The 22,954-nt window shown below is 68.5% G+C and carries 18 protein-coding genes and 1 pseudogene; 13 read left to right on the forward strand and 6 right to left on the reverse strand.

Annotated features, from left to right (window positions below):
• The first annotated feature begins 511 nt into the window (after positions 1–511).
• From SAVERM_RS00355 to SAVERM_RS00365, 3 genes are all read left to right on the forward strand, one after another.
• Entirely contained in the window at positions 512–1,561 is a 1,050-nt protein-coding gene (locus tag SAVERM_RS00355; protein WP_048894378.1) for a hypothetical protein, read from the forward strand.
• 475 nt (positions 1,562–2,036) lie between these two features.
• Positions 2,037–3,863: a MobF family relaxase gene (gene mobF / locus SAVERM_RS00360; RefSeq protein ID WP_011109729.1), complete on the forward strand. Its 1,827-nt coding sequence runs from the start codon at positions 2,037–2,039 to the stop codon at positions 3,861–3,863.
• Entirely contained in the window at positions 3,860–4,207 is a 348-nt protein-coding gene (locus tag SAVERM_RS00365; protein ID WP_011109730.1) for a hypothetical protein, read from the forward strand. The genes mobF and SAVERM_RS00365 overlap by 4 nt, the downstream gene beginning before the upstream one ends.
• A 280-nt stretch (positions 4,208–4,487) precedes the next feature.
• Here the strand turns inward: SAVERM_RS00365 and SAVERM_RS00370 are convergent, their stop codons facing one another.
• Positions 4,488–4,976 (reverse strand): MarR family winged helix-turn-helix transcriptional regulator, encoded by a 489-nt coding sequence (locus SAVERM_RS00370; protein ID WP_037652117.1) that lies wholly within the window; start codon positions 4,974–4,976, stop codon positions 4,488–4,490.
• On the opposite strand from SAVERM_RS00370, the gene SAVERM_RS40910 reads away from it, so the two are divergent.
• Positions 4,969–5,421: a tautomerase family protein gene (locus tag SAVERM_RS40910; protein ID WP_242432205.1), complete on the forward strand. Its 453-nt coding sequence runs from the start codon at positions 4,969–4,971 to the stop codon at positions 5,419–5,421. The genes SAVERM_RS00370 and SAVERM_RS40910 overlap by 8 nt on opposite strands.
• 620 nt (positions 5,422–6,041) lie before the next feature.
• Here SAVERM_RS40910 and SAVERM_RS00380 read toward each other — a convergent pair.
• Positions 6,042–6,479, reverse strand: coding sequence for a hypothetical protein (locus tag SAVERM_RS00380; protein WP_011109734.1), 438 nt, complete (start codon positions 6,477–6,479; stop codon positions 6,042–6,044).
• 262 nt (positions 6,480–6,741) lie between these two features.
• Between SAVERM_RS00380 and SAVERM_RS00385 the strand changes: the two genes are divergently transcribed.
• From SAVERM_RS00385 to SAVERM_RS42085, 3 genes are all read left to right on the forward strand, one after another.
• Positions 6,742–7,212, forward strand: a complete 471-nt coding sequence (locus tag SAVERM_RS00385) for a hypothetical protein (RefSeq protein WP_048894377.1) — start codon at positions 6,742–6,744, stop codon at positions 7,210–7,212.
• Between the two features lie 374 nt (positions 7,213–7,586).
• Positions 7,587–8,378 carry a replication-relaxation family protein gene (locus SAVERM_RS00390; protein ID WP_107083118.1) on the forward strand — a complete coding sequence of 264 codons (792 nt, stop codon included), beginning with the start codon at positions 7,587–7,589 and terminating at the stop codon, positions 8,376–8,378.
• A 245-nt stretch (positions 8,379–8,623) separates the two neighbouring features.
• On the forward strand, positions 8,624–9,235 hold the full coding sequence (locus SAVERM_RS42085) for a hypothetical protein (protein WP_137951623.1): 612 nt from the start codon (positions 8,624–8,626) through the stop codon (positions 9,233–9,235).
• A gap of 334 nt (positions 9,236–9,569) precedes the next feature.
• Here the strand turns inward: SAVERM_RS42085 and SAVERM_RS00395 are convergent.
• Positions 9,570–9,816, reverse strand: a pseudogene (locus SAVERM_RS00395) (hypothetical protein).
• A gap of 561 nt (positions 9,817–10,377) precedes the next feature.
• Here SAVERM_RS00395 and SAVERM_RS00400 point away from each other — a divergent pair.
• The 3 genes from SAVERM_RS00400 to SAVERM_RS00410 are packed head-to-tail and all read left to right on the forward strand — an operon-like array spanning position 10,378 to position 12,367.
• On the forward strand, positions 10,378–10,593 hold the full coding sequence (locus SAVERM_RS00400) for a hypothetical protein (RefSeq protein WP_011109740.1): 216 nt from the start codon (positions 10,378–10,380) through the stop codon (positions 10,591–10,593).
• Positions 10,590–11,495, forward strand: coding sequence for a sigma-70 family RNA polymerase sigma factor (locus SAVERM_RS00405; RefSeq protein WP_011109741.1), 906 nt, complete (start codon positions 10,590–10,592; stop codon positions 11,493–11,495). The genes SAVERM_RS00400 and SAVERM_RS00405 overlap by 4 nt, the downstream gene beginning before the upstream one ends.
• Entirely contained in the window at positions 11,492–12,367 is an 876-nt protein-coding gene (locus SAVERM_RS00410; RefSeq protein WP_011109742.1) for a hypothetical protein, read from the forward strand. The genes SAVERM_RS00405 and SAVERM_RS00410 overlap by 4 nt, the downstream gene beginning before the upstream one ends.
• A gap of 67 nt (positions 12,368–12,434) precedes the next feature.
• Here the strand turns inward: SAVERM_RS00410 and SAVERM_RS00415 are convergent, their stop codons facing one another.
• Entirely contained in the window at positions 12,435–13,337 is a 903-nt protein-coding gene (locus tag SAVERM_RS00415; RefSeq protein ID WP_011109743.1) for a replication-relaxation family protein, read from the reverse strand.
• A 401-nt stretch (positions 13,338–13,738) separates the two neighbouring features.
• Positions 13,739–14,716, reverse strand: a complete 978-nt coding sequence (locus SAVERM_RS00420) for an ATP-dependent DNA ligase (RefSeq protein WP_011109744.1) — start codon at positions 14,714–14,716, stop codon at positions 13,739–13,741.
• 524 nt (positions 14,717–15,240) lie between these two features.
• Here SAVERM_RS00420 and SAVERM_RS00425 point away from each other — a divergent pair.
• From SAVERM_RS00425 to SAVERM_RS00435, 3 genes are all read left to right on the forward strand, one after another.
• Positions 15,241–15,762: a hypothetical protein gene (locus SAVERM_RS00425; protein WP_137951618.1), complete on the forward strand. Its 522-nt coding sequence runs from the start codon at positions 15,241–15,243 to the stop codon at positions 15,760–15,762.
• A gap of 337 nt (positions 15,763–16,099) precedes the next feature.
• Positions 16,100–18,151 carry an ATP-binding protein gene (locus SAVERM_RS00430; RefSeq protein WP_011109747.1) on the forward strand — a complete coding sequence of 684 codons (2,052 nt, stop codon included), beginning with the start codon at positions 16,100–16,102 and terminating at the stop codon, positions 18,149–18,151.
• Positions 18,152–18,497: 346 nt separating this feature from the next.
• Complete coding sequence (locus tag SAVERM_RS00435) at positions 18,498–19,181, forward strand: tryptophan 2,3-dioxygenase family protein (protein WP_037652121.1); 684 nt, start codon at positions 18,498–18,500, stop codon at positions 19,179–19,181.
• Between the two features lie 76 nt (positions 19,182–19,257).
• Here the strand turns inward: SAVERM_RS00435 and SAVERM_RS00440 are convergent, their stop codons facing one another.
• Positions 19,258–21,915 (reverse strand): DEAD/DEAH box helicase, encoded by a 2,658-nt coding sequence (locus SAVERM_RS00440; RefSeq protein WP_011109749.1) that lies wholly within the window; start codon positions 21,913–21,915, stop codon positions 19,258–19,260.
• Positions 21,916–22,954 lie beyond the last annotated feature (1,039 nt).

Genomic DNA, 22,954 nt, shown 5'->3' on the forward strand with positions numbered 1-22,954 from the left:
ACCGGAGTGGGCCATGCCAGAGTCCTTGCAGCCGCCCGGCCGGCAGACAGAGACACGGATCGACGATCACTCCGAGTGGGAAGCGACGTGGGCGCCCCACACCCTCTCCGCAGATCGGTGACAGCCGGGCATCACAGATATGCATGCCGAGTCGTCGCAACCGGCAGGAAACCCCACCATACCCATCAACCGGCACAACCAGGTGTCAACTGGGTCCATAGGCAGCCGACCAGAGCCCCATCGTTGGGCTGACAGCACGCCACATCAGCCATACGGGTCTACTCCGGAGGCAAAGCAGCGCGCCACACCGACGCCTCCCGTCCGCTGCGGCAGGCTGCTGCGCGGCCTTCCAGGTAGGCCATCGTTCGCAGGGCCACCGCCCGACCCGGTGCCACAACAACCTCTGCGAGCGAGAAGGAGCAAGGCCCCACCCCGAGAACACCAGCGCCTGCCAGACCCGGCTCCGTCCATCTGCGCGCCGGGGTCGGACGGTGCGCGGATCAGGATGACAATGAGCCACGGAAACGCGCTCACACAGAAAGCCCGCTACCGCTCCCGCTGCACCGGCATCGGCCATCAAGCCTGCACGCAGCAGCACACCACAGCGGAGGGCCAGCACCCCGTGCCCGACTCAGGCCCCGACCAGGCCCGGCTGGAAGCCCAGGTCTTCGAGCATCTGGGCGGCACGATCGACTACTGCGCACACCCCGCCGGCATCGCCCACGTGATCCCGACCGGCACGCACCTCACCGTGGCACTGGACCCCAAACTCGGCCCCAACCACCGGCTTTCTCAGCACTGCCTTGAAGCGCTGCTTCCCACCATCTACACCGGCACCGACGAGGACCCAGAGGGGCCCGGCAGCGCCGTGGGAGTCCGGCTGCGGGGAATCGACGCCGACGGACTCCACCTCGGTCTCGCCGACACCAATGCCCGTGTCACGCTGGCGGGGCCGTCACAGGCAGAGTGGACCACTGCCCTTGCCAACCACCGTGCCAGATGCCGCGAGAGTCACCTCATTCCCCTGTGGGACACGCCTGGACTGTCCGAGCCCGAACGCCGCTATCTGGACGGCGACCCGGCCTGGTGGAAGGAACAGGCCGACACGGCGTGGCTAGCCAGCGGCCTGCTGCGCAGGATCGCCCTGTTCCACACGGTGACCAAGCCCTACTGCGTGCGCTACTGGCGGCACGGGCTGGGCTGGAGGTTCGAACTGCGTTACGAGCACGGCCTCACTGTGGAACACAACACCCTTATCGCGTCGTTGACCCATCCGAAATGGGGGATGCCGTTGCAGGTCAAGCGCGACCACTGCTCGTGCAAGCCCTGCGCCTGCGACGGGGGAGCCGAACGGAACTGCTGGTTCACTCTCGAGATGCCAGACGGCCAAGGGGAAGTTGGGATGCACTTCCGCCGGGCGCGGGCCGACTTCGACGCATCGGGGACGTACGAACGCCTGGTCACAGCGGGAGCCAACGCCAGGTGGCTTGAGCAGGTTCTGCCCGCGCACCACAGCCGTCTGAGCCTCCGAACACGCCTCACCACAGGCGAGTTGGTATAGCCAGCGAGCACTTCAAGCGCTCGCGTTCGAAGGGGTCGAACGATCAGATTCCAATTGGAACACTGCCATGGTGGGTAGGGCACGTGTGGTCGTGGCGCAGCATTCGCACGGCGTCGTCAGGCGTCGTCGCCGGGCAGTAGCGGCATCGCCTCCTTCCATCGCTCGGGATAGACCCGGTGGCAGCCGCGGGGCACCAGCGGTCCTTGACGTCCTCTCGCTGGGGGTAGGGCGACTGGGCGCTGAGGACCAGGTACACCAACTCCGTAGTGGGCGTGTGGCAGAGGGCGCAGGCGATTGCGTCTCGTGTGATCTCCACGGGCGGGAGAGTGCACACGTCGACGGCTTGCCGTCTCAGGCTGTCGCGGCAGCCCGCCTGGCGGGCACCACGGTAAAGACTTCGTGATGGCCTCCCGCCCGGCGGGAAGGACCCCGGATCGCGCTTTTTCGCAGGTCAACGCCGGAGTTTCATGGGGCGATGATCAGCATGTCGGAGGTTCGCCCGGGGAACGGGTGGCGCTATCTCTTCCGCGGCGTGATGGTCGGCGACGGCCACCGCCCTGCGGGCAAGTCACTGCGCGCCGCCCAGGACGAAGCCGGTGTCCCACCCGGCGTCTGGAAGGGCCGGGGACTGGCCGCGGTCGGTCTCAAGGCCGGGGACGTGGTGACCGAGCGGCAGGCCGAACTGCTCCTGGGGGAAGGTCGGCACCCGGACGCCGACCGGATCGAGCGCGAGCGCCTGGCGGAGGGCAAGAGCCCGGCGCAGGCCCGGCGGGCGACCGTGCTGGGCAGACCCATCGAGCACAACCAGTCACCCAAGACCGACAAGGCCAAGGAGCGGACACCCTGGCTGGGCTTCGACCTGGTGTTCCGGCCCCCGCCGACGGCACACATCGCGTGGGCGCTGGGTGACTACGAGACCCGCCTGGTGCTGGAGCTGTGCCAGGACATCGCCCGCGACAAGACGCTGGCGTGGCTGGGGGAGGAGGTTGCGGAGATCCGCTGGAAAGGCGGCGGCAAGCACCGCGCCCGGGTCAGGGACGGGCTGATCGTCGCGGTGTTCCGGCACTACGAGTCGAGAGCTGCCGAGTCGAAGCCCCTTCTCCACGATCATGCGGTGGTGTCGATCCGGGCCCGGCGGCCGGACGACAAGGGGACGTGGGGCAACCTGTCGGCGGACTCGCTGATGGCCCACATCGTCGCGGCCGACACCCTCTACACCCTGTACTTCATGGAGGAGGTGTCCGCCCGGCTCGGGTGGGCGTGGGAGCCGCGCGAGGTGACGCCCGGCCGCAGGCCCGTCATGGAGCTGGCGGGCATCGACCAGCGGCTCATCGGCTGGCAGTCGACCCGCCGTCAGCAGATCGAGGACGCGCTGTCCGTCCTCACCGCCAACTACGAGAAGAAGCAGGGGCACCCGCCGGGGGAGCGGGCCGGCTACGCGCTGGGCTGCCAGGCCGCCGACCAGACGCGCTCGCCCAAGCGCACGGAGCTGCTGTCGCTGACCGAGCTGCGCGAGCGATGGCGTGACTCAGCGATCCGGGCCTACGGCGTTGACGTCTTCGACCGGCTGGCGGAGCGGGCGCGGGCAGCGGCCGCGGCGGTGTGGGCGCGGGTGCGGCCGGTGGTCGACATAGCGCTGGCCGCCGTCGACGTCGTCGCCGTGGTGTACGTGATGCGCGGCGCGTTCAAGCGCCACCACCTGCTCGCCGAAGCACGCCGCCACCTCTCCTATGTCCTGCGCGGCCGACCCCACCGGCCCGGCCTGGACGAACAGATCGTGCAAGCGGTCGTCGACGACTACACCCGCCCCGTCGGCCGGGGCCGGATGATGACCGCCGACCTGCGCGCCCTGTACCCGCGTGACACCGAGGACCAGGCCGTGCTGCGCCCGCTGACCCGCAAGCGGTCCGCGCCCCCGTACGAGCGGGCCCGTCTCGCCGCTGGCGCCCTGGCCGCCCGGGTCAACGCAGCGCGACGCGCGGAGCGCCTGGGCTCCCGCCCCCGTCCGTACGCCGTCGCGGTGCCCGCGGCCTCGAGGTCGCATCCGCGGCCGTTCCGCACCGGCCCGAAGGCGGGCCGCCTCCTGGAGCCGGAGACCGGCGTCGACGCGGTGGAGCAGACCCGCCAGACCCTCGAAGCAGCCGCCGCGAAGGTGGCCGCCACGATCCAGGACAGCAGGCGGGCGCGCGAGGCCGCCCACGGCCTGCGATCGCAGCCGGCCCCGGCGGCGGTCCCGCCGCCGCACACCCAGCAGCCCGGCGTACAGCACACGCCGGGCCGGAGTTCAGGAGGAGTCGCGTGAGCACCCCGGAAGAACAGCCCAACGCCGAAGAGGCCCTCGCCCGCGCCCGTGCCGCCCGCGCGGAGATAGCCGCCGCGCTCGATGAGGACCAGGAGCCCGAGGCCGATGAGCCCGTGGGGTGGCAGCCAGTCTGGAAGCGGCCCCGGACGCCGAAGTCGAAGGCGGACAAGAAGAAGGAGCTGCGCAAGCAGCGCCGGCGGCTCCAAGACGCCGCCAAGCGCCGCCTCGCCGCGGGGAACTCGCGCCGGCCCCGCTCCCAGCAGAGCCGAATCGGCAACGCGGCCGCACGCCGGGATACCCGCGCCCTGTCCCGGGTGCGGCACTCCAACGCCTGGCTGTGGTGACGATGCCGGACATCGTCCACCGAGTGGATACGACGATGTTCTGCATCCATTGGCGATGCACGACATCGAGTGGGCTCCACTCAGTGGACTCCATCCGATGGCTGCACCGAGTGGACTCCACCCGATGGACGCCACCGAGTGGACGCCATCGTGGTGCGCACCGGATGACGATGGACCTGTCCTGTCTCAACGAAGTTAGTCGTCCATCCCCGAGCTGACCTGCGTGGACTGGATTGGGTGAGACGCGGGGACTTGGTTCGTTGAGACAAATCTCGGCTCGCTAACGCAGCTGCGCGTTCCCATGCGGGTCGCCCGCCTGCTCCAAGGCGGCCTCGTAGGCGTGCAGGGCGGTGATGACTGTGGCGCGTTCCGCGGGGTCGAGACCGTGCATGACGCGTTCCCAAGCGGAGGCGCTCCCAGAAAGCCATTCGCCGATCGGGGCGGCGTAGGCGGGGGCGATGGCGATGATGCGGCGGCGGCGGTCGGCGGGATCGGCAGTGCGCTGCAGGACGCCCGGCCGTGACAGCTCGCTGACCATGAGGCTGACAGTCGTCGGGGCCACCTCCAGCCGAGCGGCTAGCTCGTTGATGCTGGTGGGGCCGTCGTACTCCAGGTGGGCCAGCAGTGCGAGGTGTCGCGGGGCCAGGTCCAGACCCTGGAGCGCCCGAGGTATGGGCAGGCGCTTGGCGCGGCCCACGAGCCGTGGCATGAGCAACAGCAGGGTGCGGACGGCCTCATTGACGGCTGGACCGTCCGATTCCGTGGACATCAGCGACCTCTTCCAGATACCTTTAAAAACAAAGGCTTTGTATTCAAAGGGAACGAGGTCCACTTTGCCGCACCTGACCGTTCACCTTCCAGAGAACAGGCTGACCGGGAACGAACCTATACTCGCCGCCGCACTGACCGACGCTGTCGTCGACGTGTATGGCGAATGGGTCCGCGACCTCGTAAGCGTCCGCCTGACCGGAGTCCCCGCAGGCCGTTTCGCGCAAGGTGGCAAGGCCGTGGACACAAATGCTTCGGTGATCTTGGGCGTTCGCGCTGGCGTCTTCGACCGCCCCGACGCCGCCCAGATCACCGCGCGCCTCGGCACCGCGCTCACCGACGCGATCACACGTGTCGTCGGTGATGACCTCCGCGCCGGCACCATGGTCGAACTCGTGGCGTCACCGCCAGAACGTACCTTCGTCGGCGGCGCCCTCACCGCGTGACACCCCCATCCGGGCCACCTCACGACCCGGCTGTACTCAAACTCAGCAGCAGTAGTAGGCACCCCCAGCGCGCTCAACCGCGCGTCTAGGTTCGCTGAGACAGAAGCCCGAACGACTCGGTTCGCTGAGAAAACGACTCGGTTGAGTGAGACGGGACAGGACCCCACTCCGGTGCGCACCACGATGTCCGCCACCGCACCCGGTGCGCACCATCCGACGATGCCCGGCACGCACACGCGCACCCGGTGCGCCGCACCCGACGTCCCGCACCGCACCGGTGCGCGCACCGCCGCCCCACTTCTTGACCAGGTTTCGGCGAGCGCACGTCCTTCCTAGACCACGTTCGCTACCCGGACGTTTTCCCTTGTCAACGCTGGTCTGGACTGACGATCAGGTCGAGGACAAGGGGGTGTGTGATATAGGAGCCCGCCGCGCCGTGGCGCGCGCCCGGCGCGGTGCGGTGGGGCCGGTGGTGCGCACCGCGATGGATGATGCGGTGCGCCGGTGCGCGCACCACCGATGCCGTCACCGCACCTGGTGCGCGCGGTGCGGTGCGTCGTCCGGCGGTGGTGCGCACCCGATGCGCGCCGAACCGCACCACCGCCGTCCCGGATGCGCGGCTACGCGGTGGTGTGGTGCGCCGGGTGCGCCTCCATCGCCTGCTTCATCCCCGCGGCCTCCAGCTGGCGGAGGACGTCCGCGACGTCGCCGCGGTCCTCGGTGAGGATGTTGTCGGTGAAGCGGATGATGGTGTCGGCGATGCCCGGCGCATTGGCCAGGCCGTGGCAGAGGAGCTCCAGCAGCAGTCGCCCGAGTGCCGCTGCCAGGAAGGAGTGCGGGCACGGCTCCCCGTCGCAGTCGTCCGCGGCGGTCACCGGGATGAAGACGCGCGCGGCGACGTCCAGGAGCAGCCGGTGCAGCTCCGGGCCCGTGCCGTCGGCGACCGCGCAGGCGGTGTCGATGTCGTCGGCCTGCAACGCCCGGATGTAGGCGAAGGCGTCGGCGACGTCCTCCGGCTCCATCGGGGCGAGCGGCGCGGTGACGGTGTTCTCGGGCATGACAGCTCCTCATATACGGGCCGCCCCGCTGATCGCGGCGGCCTCGGAACCGATGCTCGGATCGCGGCCCTGTGGACAGAGTCCGCGCACTGACGGTGAGCGCACCCGCCGGGCCACCGCTCGCGTTACCCCCTTGTCCAGCTCCGCTACGTGCGACATTCCGTCCCATTCCGGCAGGAAGAAGTCTCCGTCCCGCCACGCTGCGCGACGTCCCGCAGAAAAGCCGCTGCCACCCGGGGCGCGCCGCTGGGAGACTTCGGGGATGACCACGCAGCGGCTGCCGTTCCCGGTCCCGGACGAACGCGCCCACCTCTTCGTCGACAGCTACGCCGACATGCACGACCTCGTTGAGGACCTGGTCGTGCCCGACGGTGTTCCCGAGGCCGCGGCGACGGTCCTGCGTACGGCGCGCGAGCTGCTGCGCCAGTCGTACTACTGCTACGAGTTTTCCACCGTGGCGGTCATGCACTCCCTGATCGCGGTGGAGATCGTGCTGCGCGACCGGATCCCGGACGCGGGCAAGAAGCCGCTGCACGGGCTCATCAAGCAGGGTGCGGCCGACGGGATCCTGACGGCCCGGCAGGCGGAGTACCTCGACTATGGCCGTCAGATCCGCAACGGGATGGCGCACGGCCAGACCACCCACGCGGTGATGCCGCCGGCCATGGCGGTGCCGATGGTGACGACGTCGTTCGCGATCGTCTCCGAGCTCTGCGCGACGCCCACCGGATGATCACGGCTCGGTAACGTCGCTCGGTGGAGTGTCACACCGTTGACTTTCGCCGCACCTCTAGCAAGTGACGGGGATTCCATCTGGACCCCCGCGCCACCTGCGTGAGGAGCTTCGTCATGACGTACGCCAGCAGCGCCCGGCAGCCCGATCCGGAGCCGCGCCCGGCCTGGTCAAGGGGTGCTGAGCGGCCTCCGGGCGGCCCGGAATCCAGTGCCGTGAACGGTGCCGCGAACGATTCCAACGTCGTTCCCATCACCGCAGCTCACACCGCCCGTCAGGGTGCCTCGCGGCACGCTGACACCTCTCCTGAGACGTCGGCGAAAGGGAAGAAGTCCACTCCCACGGCCGGGAAGGTGCGGGCCGATGCGCTGCGGATGCTGGGGTGTGTGCGGATAGCGACGGTTCGGCAGATGGCTTCGGTGATCACGGCGGAGGAGTCGGACGGCCGGTCGTACGTGCGCAGGGCGATGAAGGAGCTGGCGGAGCTGGGGCTGGCGGAGACGAACGGCAAGGCGGGCAAGCACCCGATCTGGAACCTGACCCCGGCCGGGCAGAAGGCTCTGGCCGACGGCAACGAGCTGCCTCCCCGACCGAAGGCCGGCACCGGAGCGAAGGCGGTGAAGGCCGGGTTCGGTCCGCACGGCGTCGCGGTGACGGACACGATCCTCGCCTTCGGCGGCCGGGACCATCTGACCGACTGGCAGGTGGAGGTCAACCACGCCATCAAGGAGACCGGCCTGAGCTTCAACACCGACGCTGTCCTCGCGTGGCCTACCAAGACCAGCGAGGTGCGCCTCTTCGAGCTCGACAACGGCAGCATGTCGCAGGCCCGGCTCGCACGTGAGGTCTGGGACTACGAGCGCTATGCCGGGCACCGCGTCTGGGAGGGCGCCCGCGGCACGATCGGCGGGACGTACCCGTTCTGGCAACGCCACCGCTACACCCGCTCAAAGACCTTCCCGCGGCTGCATGTCGTCCTGGCGGGCAAGGCGGAGCACCTGCTCGACAACCGCCTCCAGGCGCTCGCCGCCGACGTGAAGGGCATCGCCGTCGCGGTCTGGGTGAACACCCTGCCCCGGCTCCAGCGAGGCGAGCCCTGGTACGAGATCGGCGTCGACGCCCCGGACCGGCGCCGTCGGCGCTACCCCGAACCCGCTGGCCGCTGAGCGAGCCGGGCAGGCCCTTCCGCGCGAGGCGGAAGGGCGGCTGTCCGCGACGCCGCGGCCAGAACGGGAAGACTAACCAGCGTGCGCCGCCGCCGCGCCGTGGCCGCCAGGTGGCCGGACGGCCAATGCAGTTGCTTTTGAGCTGGGGCCTGGTGGGACGTGGCCTCCGCCCATGACGTCCGGGAGCCTCGTGAATAGGATCAAGCAGGTGTGCATTGGCTTCTAAGCGTGGGACTGGGGATGAGATGAGGGGCACCATCAGGGTGGCGGCAGCCGCAGCGTTAACTCTCGTGATCGTTGGATGCTCGTCGAACGCTGACGCGAAGAAGGACACGGGGATGAACGGCGGAGGTGGTACAGACCCCACAGCCTCCGCTTTGAAATTCGCCAAGTCATACCAGGAAGCGGTTAATAACCGTGACTGGCAACACGTTTGCCAGATGAGGACAGAGCGGTACCGCCACGGCACGGTCAAGCAGTGTGTCGCCGACAACAAAGAGCCTGCGGCGCCAACGCCTTCGGAGTCCGAGACATCTGCTCCACCGCCACTCGTACGAGCTGACGGTTCGACTGTCCCGCCGAAACAGAAGCCCACGGCCAGCGGACCGGACCGCGCCCAGCTTGGTCCGATCAAGGCAAGCGGTGCGAAGGCCGTTCCGGCCTTCGGTGATCACCCAGCTGGCACGGGCGTGATGGTCGAGTGGACCTACACCTGGCCCAACGAGTCGGGGGTCTCGAAGGACGTGCTCCGTGTGGTCCGGCATGGCGACAAGTGGCTGGTCGACCAGATGGAAGAGGTCGCAGACTCAGACGAAGCGCACGGCGATCCCGTCGGGGACGCCTTGATGAGGAGTTGAGAGGACGCCCTGCTGCGGTCGGGGGCACCCGCAGCGGACCTTAATATTCGGCACTTCGGAAGTCACCTTTCGTAAGGAAGTGGCGGTGGTGGAGACTCGCGAGCCCGGCCGTCCAGCGCCGCGGTGCTTGCGTGGCTTGCTGGTCTGGTTGTGGACCCACCGGCCCGGCTCGACCTCGCTTCGGGCGCTCCGAGTTCTCCAGACCGTGGCCGCGGCGACAACCTGATCCTCGAGGGCCAGCTCCGGGACTGGTCCGAGGAACTCCGCAGGCGTTGACGGCAAAGGGTCGGCTTGTTGCCGCAGCTCGTTACCGGCCGACCGGAAAGGCAAGTGATCAGCCCGCCCAACCGATGTCACGGACCTCGATCGCACCGGCGTGCGGCAGGTACTGGATCCAGCAACGCCGTCCGAACGCCTCCCGGATCTCCTCCACGGAGCCCGGGTCACGCACATCGGGCCAGGCCCTCGGATCCATCCGCGCGACCTCCACGAGCGCCAGCACCTCCCGCCGGGCCTGGCCGTCCGGCAAACTGCGCCATGACCTCCACCGCGAGTTCCTCCACCACCACGCCATACCGCATCCCGCACACCCCCGTGTGATCGACTCGGGCAGCAGCGTACGGAGGAACTGCCGATCACGTTCGGGCCTGTGGATATCCCGGATTTCGCGGTGGTCGCCCCGGTGTCTGGGGGAGTGTCAGTGCCGCGGGTTACCGTCCTGCTGTCCTGACGGACTGTTTCGGCTCTCGCCTGGCCTCCAACAGCGGCCAGGCGAGAGCCAGATGCTCGCTCCCCATTGTTCTCGGCACGGGAGCAGGCCCTTCCGGATGGAAGGCCGACACCAGGGGTGTCCTGCTTCCATTGACGGGGGTGGGCGGCCCGATTGCAAGGAAAACCGGGAACTTCCACTCTGCGGCACCCCGTACTGGGCGCTACCTGCGCCGGAATGGTCAGGTGTGCTCGCCCGGGTGCCGTCCCGTGACTGTCATTGTTCCGTGAATTCGCGATCACGTGGCGTAGCAACTCCTTCTGTGGCCATGCTGATTGACCTCCCCGGCGGCGGCCTCGGCACCCGCCTTCCGGGGACCCCTGGCGGCTTCCGGATGGGCCGCCCGGGCATCGGCCGACCCTGAAGGAGTTCGATGACCAAGCAGGTCCTGATCATCACGGCCACGGTGACCGTATTCGCCTGGAGCGTGGTGATGGTAGCGATCGGCCAGGTGGCCGCGATCGCCACACTCGCCCCGGCCCTCGGGCTGACGGTGCACCAGATCGCTCTCGCGGCACGACAGCAGACCGCGCCGGCCTCAGGACACCGCGTCGCGGCGGTCCCGGACAAGGAGGGCAGCGCCCCGTGACCACGCCCTTCGAGCCACCCGCACCACCACCTCTGCGCCCGGCACCCGCCCGGCCCGGCCGCAAGCTCGGGCCGATCGCGGAAGAACTCAGCAGCGCCCACCGTGCCTGGCTGGGACCGATGCGCGAGACCTACCTGACCAGCGGGCTCACCCTGAGCGAGCTCAGCGCCCGGGTGCGGCTCGCCAAGTCGAAGATCTCCGAACTGCTGCGCGGGATCGGTCTGTATCCGCGATGGGAGATCATCTTCAGCCTGTCCCGCGAGCTGAACATGCCTTACTGGCCCCTGTACCGGCTGTGGCGACAGGCAGCGCTGGAGGCACACAAGAGCCGGGAGTGGGTTGAGCGGTGCTCGGAAAAAACCGCTGTGACCATGTCGCATGCGGCTCCGCCGTTGGACCACCGCGCCTTCCGTGAGCTCGTGGAGAGCTTCTACAGCCTCTACGCGCAGGTCTTCCTCGAGGACGAAGAGCGTGACACCGCGGTGTCCGACACCTTCGACATCCTGTGGCTGTGCTGGAACGACGCGCTCGCCAGCCCCGACACCCGCAAGTTCGCCTGGAACGTCCTGCGTGCCACGGTCATGGCCAGGACGCCGCACGTGGACGGCCGGCCCGAACTCGGATGGGCGGCGTTTGACACCGTCGCCCTGCAGTCCGTGATCGCCGCGTCCGACCGCGCCGAGCAGATCGAGGAAACGTTGGATCTGTTCAAGGCGATGAGCCGTCTGCCCGACCACCAGCTCGACGTCATGGTGCTGCGCCGCTTGTGCGGGATCACCCCCGAGGACGCCTCCGGCCTTCTCGGTGTCCCGCTGGCCACTGTGCGGTCCGACGAGCGCCACGCCGTCCATTTCCTGGAGAGCGTCATCTGCCCGCCCGAGACCGAAGGGAAAACCGCATGACCCGTCGCATCGAAGAAATCCTCTCCAGGGCCCTGCTGGTCCGTCACCGCACCGTGCCCCGCGACATCGTCCCCTTCTCCCCCCGCAAGGACCGCGGCACCCAACCCGCTGGGGAACCGTCCCACAAGCCCGGCCAGCCCAACGCGGCGGCTGAAGACCTGCGGGCCCTGTGCGAAACCCTCGTCACCCACACCCCCGCCACCGCCGTGACCGACTTCGTCACCGACCAGGTACCCCAACCCCGCAGCGCGCTGGTCCTTGCCTGCGTGCTGCAGCTGACCGACACCGATGAGGGAGCACGGTTTTGGTGGCAGTATGCCGCCGGCGCCGGGCAGGCCGCCGCCGCGTACTGCCTCTACCTCCACCACCTGGCCCTGGGAGAAAGCGACACAGCCGACTGGTGGCACCGCCAGACCGACGACGTCCAGCCACCCCCCGGGCCGCCCGCTGAAGACACTCCAACCCCCAGTCCAGAAGCAGCCCCCAGCGCCTGGCACCCGGCCGACCACCGGATTACCAACACCTCCACCACCACGATCCTGCGGATCCTGCGCCACCTGGCGAAATACAGCGCCCGGCCCCGCTCCGCCGCGGTCACCGAACTCATGGCATACGTGCCCACCGCAGTCGCCGTCGGCTACCTCCGCCAGCCCGAAATGGACCTGCCCACGCCCGGCGCTGACTTCGCACGCCGGATCAGCACCCTGCTCGCCACGGCTGCCGACCGGCCCGACGTCACCAACACCCTCCCCGCACGACCGGATTCTCGAGAGCATGCCTCCCGCGATGCTGCTCGCCCCCTCGCCGGACCTTCCCCTGCCGAGACCAGCAAGACAGCGCACCAGCAGGTGGGAGAAACCGCAAAACGGTGAACACGGCCATATGAAGTCGACTCGTTCAGCCTGCACGTAGGGCTGAGCGAGCCGTGTGGTCAGCGCGTTACGTCTGTGGACGCGCTGACCCGGTCCAGTGGACTCGCTGGTCGGGGTCGTGGACGGGGCGCCATACGGGTGCGGAGGGGCCGTGCTGGAGCAGGTCGGCCAGTGGCGCCACGAGGACCGGGACGTCGTGCAGGAAGCCGGACGGCATCAGCAGCCTGGACCCCGAGCGCAGGGCGTTGATCCGGTTCTCGACACCGGCGGGTCCGGTGCCGTCCAGGACGAACAGGACGCGCGGGAAGAGCGGATAGCGCCGCCGCCACTCCTCCAGCGTCGGCTCCTGGAGGGTCGGCCGGCGCCCCGAGACCGCGGGCACGTAGCGGTAGAGGCGCTCGTACGCGGGCAGCTTGGCGGCGAGGCGTTCGGGGCCCATGGTGGCCCGGTCGACTTCCACGAACGCCCGCAGCATCGACCCGTTGTCGCCGCCTGCGGGGCCGCGCCGGTAGTACAGGAGCGCGTCGGGGATGACGGCCTCGCCACTCCCGATCGGGTGGTGGACCTCGGGAATCCAGTCCAGCGGCCGGAACAGGTCGCCGTGACGTCGGGCGTCCTCGAGGAAGGCGAGCGCGGTCTCGGCCACGGTCAGCGTGTGGCCGGCCTTCAGCCGCACGGCCGTCGGATCGGACACCGTCCTGGAGGGCCGGTGCCCGCGCATCTCGGGCCACTCGGATACGAGTTGCACGCCGTACGCGGTGGGGAACCACACCCGGGTCCGCCCTGCCTGCGGCAAGGTGATGCGGTCGACAAGCCCCTCCCCGCGCAGTCTGGCCAGCCTGCGCCTCGTCTGCTCGATGCGCACCGACGGGGCGATCACCCGGTGCATCTGCTCGGTGGTGGCCATCCGGTACTGCGACAGCACGCCCAGCGCCAGCCGGTCCCCGCTGCCCACCTCCACGCCGATCATCACGGATCCGCTCGCTTCCCGTCCGGTGCGGCACCGTCCTTGCCGGGCGCCGCGCGTACCGGTCACAGCAGCAGCCGGCCCCCACCAAAACCCCGACCATGAAGGCCCGACCACGGTCACGAAGCGACAACGCCTCCGTGGACCAGGCCCAAATCCCCTCCGACAACCCGGCCGACAACCGTCCTCACCCACTCCCGCGCCTGCCCGAGAACCCGCAGGTCACCACACCAGTCCGGCCGTGGTCGGGAGGCCGACATCCCCTCTACGCCCCCGGACCACGCCCCACAGCAGGAAAAACAAGGAAGGTGGGTGGGTGGGACAAGTGTCGGGCGGCGGGCGAGGGGATTGGGCGCCGCCAGTGCTCCTCGCGCGTCGGCCGGGGCCGCCGCGCTGCGCCGCAGTCAGAGCGGCGATGTCAGGTGGGGGATGTCGGCGGGGGAGAGGTCGGGGCGGGCGCGGTGCCAGCGTGCGGGGTGGCGCCACCGGCCGGAGGTGTCACGGGCGACGTCGACGCCGACTTCCGCCACCAGCTCGGGTTCTACCAGCGTGACGTTCAGCGTCTCCCTGGTGCCCCACCCGGCGGAGAAAGACCAGCCCGTCCAGGGATGACCGCGCCGCGCCGGAGCGAGCAGGCCGGCGACCGCAGCACCTGCCGTCCGGGCGAGGGTGGTGGTGCGGCCGACGTACTGAAGGCGGCCTTGGTCGTCGTACCTGCCGAGCAGCAGCGTGCGGGGAGAGGCCGGGGAGCCGGTGACCGCGCCGACGATCGCCTCGCTCGTCTCGCGGACCTTGTATTTCTGCCAGCCCCTCACCGACGGGCGGTAGGCGTCGTCCAACCTCTTGAAGACCACCCCCTCCATGCCGACCGACGCCCACGTCAGCCACTCGCGCACGACATCAGCCTCGGTGGTCGACGGGCACAGCGCCCACGGCGCCGACAGCCGGCGGGAGGCGAACACAGACTCCAGCGCGGCCCTGCGCCGCTGGTACGGCCACCTGGTCGTGTCCGTCCCGGACAGCCGTAGCAGATCGAACGCGACGAAGTGGGCCGGCCACTCCTCCGCGGCCCGGGCCGCCCCGGCACCGCGCCGGGCAAGCCGGTTCTGCAACCGCTCGAACGCGAGGCGGCCCGCGGCGTCCCATACGACCAGCTCGCCGTCCAGCGCGGTCGCTTCCGACAGCTGCACAGCCCCGGCCACAACCTCCGGGAACGCCGGCCCCATTTCCGTGCCCCGCCTGGAGCGCAGCACCACCCGGCCCGCGTTGACGGAGACCCCTGCCCGGAACCCGTCCCACTTCGGCTCGCCCGCCCAGCCCGGCCGCAGTTCAGGCTTGGGTACGGGAGTGCTCAGCATCGGCTCCGGCAGCGTCCACGTCACACCGGATCCCTTCCACCAAGAACTCCGATGCTGTCCTGCCTGTTACGACCTGCCCTCGGTCAGCTGGCTGGCGGTGTTCTCGATCCATAGCAGTGTCCATTCGACTCCGGCCTGCCACCCGGGCCCCGTGCCGGCATACCGGCCTTCGGCGGTGGTCCGGGTGTTGGCCGCGAGGGTGCGCGGGTCCTCCCCCCTAGGACGTTGGGGAGATGGAGCTGGTCGGCCGCATGGTCCGCGGCTGGCACCGCCCCAGCGGCGAGTACACGGCGCGTGGGATCAGGCGCTGGCCGTGCGGGATGTGATCGCGGCTTAGGCAGCGCATCTTCGGCAGGGCCCTATGACCTGCCGTGGTCGGGGCTGAGCCTCCAGTGTCTGAGGCGGTGGGGCTCCGCATGCGCTGTACAACCCTTCAGTCGCTCTGCGAGTCAGTAACAGGCCGTATCAGCCGCGCTTCCGGAGTCCCCATGCAAGAGCCTCAGCACCCCATGCCCACCTTGCCTGGGTTCGAGCCCCCCATCCCTGGCTTGATCGACGGGATGGATGAAGAAGAACTTGCGATCACAGTGGGACTGGGTCTCGTTGCTCGCGAAGCGGCAGCAGTCGAGTACGTCCTGCATGGGATCTACGTTCATCTCGCCAAGGTCGCCAAGGCCTACACCGCGCAGGCCACCGCCACCGGCGGGGCTCTGATCAAGCAGTGCAGGAGTGCACTGGAGCAGCTCGGTGACTCAGCAGTTCCTGCAACGCGCCGCGCGTCGCTCGTGCGCGACCTTGACCTAGCAGAGGAAGGCTTCCGGCTCCGTAACCGGTTTCTGCACGGCTACTGGCAATTTGATCATGAGGTTCAGTCCTGGCTGACCCTGAAGGGCGCCCACGGCATGACGCGACCCGAGATTGCGCACACGGACAGCGATGCAGTCTGGGAGCTGGCCCACCGCCTTCAAGCCTTGCATGACCGACTTGTTCATTGGGACATCGCTCAGTTCGGCGAACTGGCGGAGACCGAGAACGGCGACCGCGGCTGGGCATCGGTGAAACACCTCTGACTACCCGCGATCTGGCGGCGGCCGCAGATCGGGCCCGGGCACGGTAGCGGTCAGCATCGGCTCCGGCAGCGTCCACGTCACACCGCATGCCTTCACTCGGTCGGGTACGCCACCTGGGTGGCTGCGGCCAGCAGCGGTCGGCCTGGTAGTCGTACCCGACCACGGACTCCCGATTGCGCTGCGGATCAGGTGTCCGGTCTGAAGCAACGGCTGTCAGAGTCAGAACCCGCCTCGCGTACGCGATATGTAACTAAGCGTGCGTAACGGGTACGGTCTGCGCATGCCTACGGGGGAACACGACACAGAAGGCCCTTCCCGCAGCGGAGTTGGGGTAGGGGTGGCGAGCGTCGCCGTGCCATCGCAAGCGGGGCCGCACGAGGCAGAGTTCCAGCTGTCGGTCGGCGAGGGCAAGATCCTTCAGTTCAAGAAGAAGCCCCAGATCGCTGCCGTCGCAGAGCTGGTGTGGAACGCTCTGGACGCGAACGCGACGCTGGTCGACGTCGAACTGCGTCGTGACTGGGACGCCATTACCCAGATCGTGGTGACCGACAACGGTCACGGCATGACGACGGATCGGGCCCGCGCCGCGTTCGCGGGATATGGCGAAACCTGGAAGACCGGCAAGACGCACACCGAAGGCAACACGCGCATCCTGCACGGCCGTAACGGCGAGGGGCGCCTGTACGCCTTCGCCCTGGGCGACCGGCTCACGTGGGAGTCGGTCGCTGAGGTCGAAGGCGAGCTTGTCGGGGTCCGGATCAATGGCGACGCCGACCACGCCACCATCTGGCGGGTCGTAGAGACGGAGCCCGCCCGCGATAAGACCGGCACCACGGTCCGGATCGATGTACCCCAGGGGAAGCCACTGCGAGGCCTGGAGCGCCAGGATGCTGCTGCGAACCTCACCGCGAAGCTGGCGTTCTACCTCAGGGCCTACCCCGACGTTTCCGTGACGTTCGACGGCAAGCGGCTGGACCCCAGCGACATCATCGTCGGCGAACCCATCGACCTGCGGCTGGACCTGCCAGAGGAGTACACCCAGGAGGACCCGGCCCCCGTCGTGACCTTCGTGGAGTGGAACCAGCGGATGAGCGACCGCAGGATGCTCATCTGCAACGCCGACGGTATTGCTCTGTATGAACAGGGCCGGGAGTGGACCGACAGCATCGTCAGCTTCACGCCCTACCTGCGGTCCAGCCTGTTCAACGACATCTCCGTTGACGACCTGCACGGCCTGCCCATGTCCCACGGCGGTCTCTTGGACGTGGCCGCCAAGGCCGTCCAGAAACACCTGGCCCTCCGGGGCGCCCAGATTTCCGCAGCGGTGGTACGGCAGCTGAAGGACGAAGGCATCTATCCCTACTCGGGGCCGTCCGCCAGCGGTACACAGGCGATCGAGCGCCAGACCTTCGACGTCGTGGTGACCGTCGCCCGCGACGCCCTCCCGGTCAAGGGCGCAGCCCGCCAGCTTTCCGTGAGTCTCATCCAGACTGCGCTGGAAAGCAGTCCGGGCGACCTCCACACCATCCTGGCAAAGGTCCTCGCGCTCAGCGACGAAGACCGCCGGCATTTGAAGAATCTCTTGGACAGCACTGACCTGACCCATGTCATCGAGGCCGCTACCACTGTCACCAACCGCCTGAACTTCATCGGCGCGTTGCGGAAGATCCTCGCCGACCCTCAGCTCCGCAAAGACTTGCGTGAAGTCGACCAGCTTCACCCCATGATTGCCAAGAACCTTTGGCTGTTCGGTGAGGACTGGAACATGGCCATGAACGAAGTCGGGCTCACCAACGTGCTCCAAGCCCACTTGGAAGACCAGCTTGGTGAGGACGTCGTCCTGGAGAACCAGCTCGAGCCCGTCACGCAGCCGGACGGACGCAGCGGCCGGGTGGACGTCCTGCTGTTCCGCAGCCGACGCGACGACAGCTCCACTGAACGGCTCATCATCGAGCTCAAGCGCCCCACCGTCCGAGTCGGAAAGAAGGAACTCGACCAGATCAAGGGCTATGCCCGGGCCATCGTCGACGACCCGCAGTACAGCGGCGTCGACTGCAAATGGCGCTTCTACCTGATCACCTACGATTACTCGGACAAGATCCTTCGCGACATTCGGCAGAAGGACAAACCGGAGGGCCTCGCCGACGACCACCACGACTATGAAGTCTGGGTCAAGAGTTGGGGCGAGATCCTGGATACGGCGGAGAAGAAACTGCTGTTCTTCCAGCGTCAGCTGAACTACGAGGCCACCGACGACCGCGTCACGCAGCACCTACGCGAGAGCTACTCCCGCTTCATCCCGGAGGCCCTCGCCGAGGACGGCCAGAACGGCGCGGCAGCGTCCAACAGCAGCACGGGCAGTGAAACACCGAGCACGTTGCACCCTTGACCTGGGCGGGAGCCCTTACGTCCGGGACTGCGGAGGACGCGTAGCACCAAAGCTTTTGCAGCGGGGCGACCCTAGGTGAGCGGTGCCAGCACGAGACTCCGGGAGTCAGCGATGACGCCCCGGGGTCCCTCTGTGTTCTGGCGTGTCCGCCCGGTTCAAGCGTCGTCACAGTGAGGGGGTTCCCATGCTCGAGTGGTCCGGGGCACTATGTGAGCTAGATGGCGTATGCCGGAATCCGCGACGGCAAGGCGTGATCTTCGAAAGGCCCCGCCCAGCAGGGGGGAACCAGCGAGGCTGCGGGGAGCAGCCCGGGGTAGCGGCTGATACCAGTAGGACGGCTACCCCCATGTCTCGGTATAGCGAGTACGTAGGAGCTGATCAGATCCTTGATCTGGGCTTCGTGGTTTCGGCAGATGCGGCCGGAGCTTCGGCAAAGGCAGACGAGCTGCACTTCAAGAGGATCCACATGGAGAGCGAGCTGAGCCTTGCTCAGGTCCTCACCGACATGCACTGCGCTGTCGACTTCCTGAAGCCGCAGACTGATGTGCAGAAGGCTCGATTCCACCTCGATCGCACGGCTGGAATCATCAAGGGCATGGAGGCGAAACTCAACCTCCTCCGGCCTCCATACTTCACCCAAGAGAGATTTGAAGAATTCCGCGACTTGCTTGCCCCTGCCTCTGGAGCACAGTCCGCAAGCTTCGCACGCGTCCGGCACTTCCTTGGGCTGGAGGGCACCGAGAGCCCCATCTACAAGCAGTTCATAAATGCCGTAGCGGGCCACGGGACCAGCATCCCCGTAGTCCTTCGGTCGCCCGCAAGCCCGCTCTACGAAGTCGCTCACGCGCTGCTGGGGGTGGCTACGGCATACGAAAGCTGGGCATGGAGCCACTATCAGAATATGCGCCTGGTCGTAGGCGAAAAGAAGGAGGGAACGGCCGGAACGCTGGGGGCGGATTTCCTCAAGGGCCGAATGGTGGCGCCATTCCCAGAACTCTGGAGCGCTATAGGGGTTAAGAAGGGCGTCTGACGTCACCGACTGTGAGCGGATGATCCTGGCGCCCAGATCGCCTCCGGCCGGTTCAATGATCGGCCGGAGGGCGATGTCACGCCCATTCGATGCCCAGTTTTCGTAGTGCGTCGAGCTGTTCCTGGGTGAGTTTGTCGCGCCTCGATTTGGTGTTCGATGTCCATACGCCCAGCTTCACGGCCACCGGCTCTGTCTCGCCGTCGACCGTGATCCCTTCAGCGTGGCCGCGCGGTACAGGCCGGTGGGCGCCTTCCCGCTCCACCCACTGTGCGAGGGCCACCAGGCCCCGCTGGAACGCTTGCTGCGCCTTGCTCGGGCTCTTCGTCGCACGCGTGGCTGACGGGGCGGGAGACGGCGCCTGGATGGGCTTCACGCCCAGCTGGGACAGCCGCTCCTGCTGTTCGGTGGACAGCTGCGCCCAGGCGCCCGGTTGGGATTGCCGCTCCAGCCACCGGCCGATGTCGTCGCCGTCCATCAGTACGCCGGGGGCGATCTCGGGCAGGTGGCCGTCGGCTTCGACCAGGTCGGCGAGGACGCGGTAGTGGCGTTGCCAGTCGAGCGGCCAGGGGCAGTTCCAGTCCGGGTCGATCGCCGTCAGTTGCTGCGCGCGTTCCGCTGCTCGCTCCGGGTCCTTCCCGAGGCCGCCCTTGCGGCGGAGGTTGGCCGTGTGCTGCCCGATGGGCACCATCTCGTCGTCCTCGCCCCACACGGCGTCTTGCCGGGGCGCGAGGTGCCCGGTGGCCTGCCGGTAGGAGCGCAGCGCGGCGAGCTTGTTTTCCCAGGCTTCCTCGCCGGGCTCCCACACCATCCCGGCCTCGGGCGCGTCCAGCAGGGTCTTGCGCCGCTCCTCTAGTTCCCCGGCCCGCAGCGCCTTCCGCTGCTGGTGGACCCATCGCCCAAGCGGAAACGCCTTCGTCACCCCCACTTCGACCTCAACGTCGTAGGGCACGGCGCAGAGCCCGGTGATCTCGTTCTCCGCCCGCCAGCGCAGCAGGGCCTGGTAGCCCTCCAGCCACACCAGGGACTCCGGCCGGTAGACCCGGGTGCGGAGGAAGGCCGCGATGGTCGACGCGTCCCTGGGAGAGGAGAAGTGGAGCAGGGCCGACTCGGCAGCGGCGTCGGTGTCGTCCTGCTCCTGGTCCTCGCCGTCGCCGTCGGCCCCGACGATCCGCCCTTCTTCATCGTGCCGGATGTGCACCTTGCGCTGTCCGCTGGTGAGTGCGCGGGAGGCGAGCTGCTCGACGAGTCGTTCATCGTGCGAGCGCAGGCCCTGAAGGACGGCTACAAGGGGGCGGAACGAGGCGGAGGCGACCATGTCGGTCGGGTCCTCGCCGGGCTCCAGGAAGACGGGCACGATGATCCGCGCGATCTTCGTGGTGCCGTCGCGGTTGAGTCGCAGGGCCCGGCCGATGTTCTGCACGATCTCGACCTGGGAGCCGCGGGTGTCGGCGAAGCACACGGCCTCGACTCCCCGCTCGCCGGTGATGTCCACGCCTTCCCCGAGCACGCGACAGCTCGCGAGGAACGCGCGGTGTACCCGGCGGCCGGCCGCGTCGATGCCGTTGGCGAACTGCCGCAGCACCTCGCGCCGCTCGGCTACGAGGTGGTCGCCGCACAGCCACGCCGCCCAGACGCGGTTCGGCGGGACGTGCCGTCCGGTCTCCAGCTCGTAGAACTCCGCGTCGATCGACGACGCGGGGAGCCGGCCCGCGGCCGCCAGGTCCTCGTCGGAGGCGTCGTTCACGTACAGCTCCGCGGCCGTCTTCGGCAACTGCTCCGCGAAGGCCGCCGCTTCCTCCACCTTCTGGTGGAACGTCATCACCGTGCGCAGGTTGTACGCCGCCGCGTGCTCCAGGAGCGCCGTCTGCAACAAAGCGAGGCGTCGGCCCCGCTGCGCCTCCTCCGACTCCCCGAGGACCGGTGAGGGGTCGCGGATCTCCAGCACGTCAATCTCGAAACCCGCCAGGATGCCCCGCTCGATGCTCTCGCTCAGCCCGAGCTCGGCAAGCCACGGGCCGTAGGTTTCCGATTCCTGGCCCATCGACGCGATCTCCAGCTCCTGGCCGTCCGCGCCCTTCTGCGGCCGGGGCGAAGCCAGGATGCGCGGGGTCGCAGTCAGGTACAGCCGGAAGTCGGCCGGGATGCGGGCGTTGTCATGGATCGCCGCCCACGGCCTACCAAGATCACCAGTGGTTCCGTGGGCCTCATCCACGATCGCGAGGTCGAAGCCTGCCATCTGCTGCCCGTAGAGCCGCTCTCCGCCCGCCAGAGCAGCCTCCAGCGGCCCGCGAACCTTCCGCTGACCCATCGGGTCGTCGAAGTCCTCGCGGTCCACCAGGGAGGCGTACGTGGCGAACACGACCACGGTCCCCGCCCCTGCCCACAGGGCGAGTTGGATCGGATTGGTGGTGGTGCGCACTCCCAACTCGTTCAGCACCGGGTCGTTCTCCAGCGAGCACACCGCCACCATGGGCGAGCGATGACCCACCAGGCGCCACGCCTGGGCGGTCTGTACGAGCAGGTCCAAGGTCGGGACCGTGACGAGGATCCGGCCGCCTGAGAAGCACTCCAGCGCGCACGCAGCGGCCGTGAAAGTCTTCCCCGATCCGGTCGCGGACACGATCGTGCCCCGCGCCCCCTGAGGGGGCACAGATGACCTTGCAGGGAATCCCACCCACTTACGGAAACTTGCCTTCTGATCCACCTGATGTTCTCGAAGCTGAATACCCGGCATTTCCTGATCCTCCCCTAGCTCGCTTTCTGACCGTTTCGGAAAATCACCGGGACGGCATGAAGGGCGGGACAGACACCGTACCGTCCTCGCTCACCACAACCCGTTCGGCGAGCTGCGCCAGGATTTGAGCGGGCTGCAGCCCGCTCAGGTCGGCCACCGCCCGGATCCGCCGACCGGGTCCGGCGGACAACCACAACTCCGCCTGCAACTCGTCCGGCCCCTCCCGCCGCCGCGCCTCGAAGGCCGCCCCTGCCGCAAGAGCACCCGCACGCCGATCTTCGCGATCCCGGGCCCACTCCGAACCCTGAGCGTCCCGCTCCGGCTCGTACACGCCCCAACCGGCCTCAGTCATCGAGTCTCTGACGCGCCGCCACTCAGCGTGCTTGGCCGCCCAAGTGTCAGCCAGCCGCTCCGGGTCCATCCCGAACTCGGAGAAGGAACCGCCCCGCCGCAAGTGCTCAGCTGTCTCACACTCGCGGACAGGGCCTCCGCTACCTTCTCCGCAACGGCAGCGATAGCCAGACCATTTGCTTGGCGGCGGACCTGATCACGTGCCACATCCTGAGCACTCCACATACGATTTCCCTTTTCCTGACGGCTCATCTTGCGCCCCGCCCGGGTGGTTGGGGGGTGTCCCGTGTTTCCTCCAACGGTACATGCTGCATCAACCTGATGCACGCGGTACACTGGAACCCACACGAACGAGCGACCCCCACCCCTCGTAGCCAGCCCGGCCCGCGCCAGCGGGCCCCAACGGTTCTGGAGGCGCAGCCGGAAGGACCGTCAGGCGGGGGAGCGCAGCGGACCCGCCCAGAGTCCGCAGGACTCCCCAACTCCCCAACTGGAGGCCTAACTAGCCGCACGTGACACCCCCTCAGCGGGCGAGCGCGCACCGCGCGCTGCGCCGGTCGCGCAGCGGCCGGCCCCACCGGATCCCGGAGCGCAGCGCAGGGATCCGCCCACGCGATGCGTGGGCAGCGGGAGCGCAGCGACCGCCCCCCTTGCACATCGCGCAGCGATGTGGTACCCGCTCCGCGGG

The organism is Streptomyces avermitilis MA-4680 = NBRC 14893 (genome assembly GCF_000009765.2).
Lineage (GTDB): Bacteria > Actinomycetota > Actinomycetes > Streptomycetales > Streptomycetaceae > Streptomyces > Streptomyces avermitilis.

Coding starts and splice junctions, on each gene's coding strand:
- SAVERM_RS00355 (WP_048894378.1), top strand. CDS start 512: ATGAGCCACGGAAACGCGCTCACACAGAAAGCCCGCTACCGCTCCCGC.
- mobF (WP_011109729.1), top strand. CDS start 2,037: ATGATCAGCATGTCGGAGGTTCGCCCGGGGAACGGGTGGCGCTATCTC.
- SAVERM_RS00370 (WP_037652117.1), bottom strand. CDS start 4,976: ATGTCCACGGAATCGGACGGTCCAGCCGTCAATGAGGCCGTCCGCACC.
- SAVERM_RS00380 (WP_011109734.1), bottom strand. CDS start 6,479: ATGCCCGAGAACACCGTCACCGCGCCGCTCGCCCCGATGGAGCCGGAG.
- SAVERM_RS00385 (WP_048894377.1), top strand. CDS start 6,742: ATGACCACGCAGCGGCTGCCGTTCCCGGTCCCGGACGAACGCGCCCAC.
- SAVERM_RS00390 (WP_107083118.1), top strand. CDS start 7,587: ATGCTGGGGTGTGTGCGGATAGCGACGGTTCGGCAGATGGCTTCGGTG.
- SAVERM_RS42085 (WP_137951623.1), top strand. CDS start 8,624: ATGAGGGGCACCATCAGGGTGGCGGCAGCCGCAGCGTTAACTCTCGTG.
- SAVERM_RS00400 (WP_011109740.1), top strand. CDS start 10,378: ATGACCAAGCAGGTCCTGATCATCACGGCCACGGTGACCGTATTCGCC.
- SAVERM_RS00410 (WP_011109742.1), top strand. CDS start 11,492: ATGACCCGTCGCATCGAAGAAATCCTCTCCAGGGCCCTGCTGGTCCGT.
- SAVERM_RS00415 (WP_011109743.1), bottom strand. CDS start 13,337: ATGATCGGCGTGGAGGTGGGCAGCGGGGACCGGCTGGCGCTGGGCGTG.
- SAVERM_RS00435 (WP_037652121.1), top strand. CDS start 18,498: ATGTCTCGGTATAGCGAGTACGTAGGAGCTGATCAGATCCTTGATCTG.
- SAVERM_RS00440 (WP_011109749.1), bottom strand. CDS start 21,915: ATGCCGGGTATTCAGCTTCGAGAACATCAGGTGGATCAGAAGGCAAGT.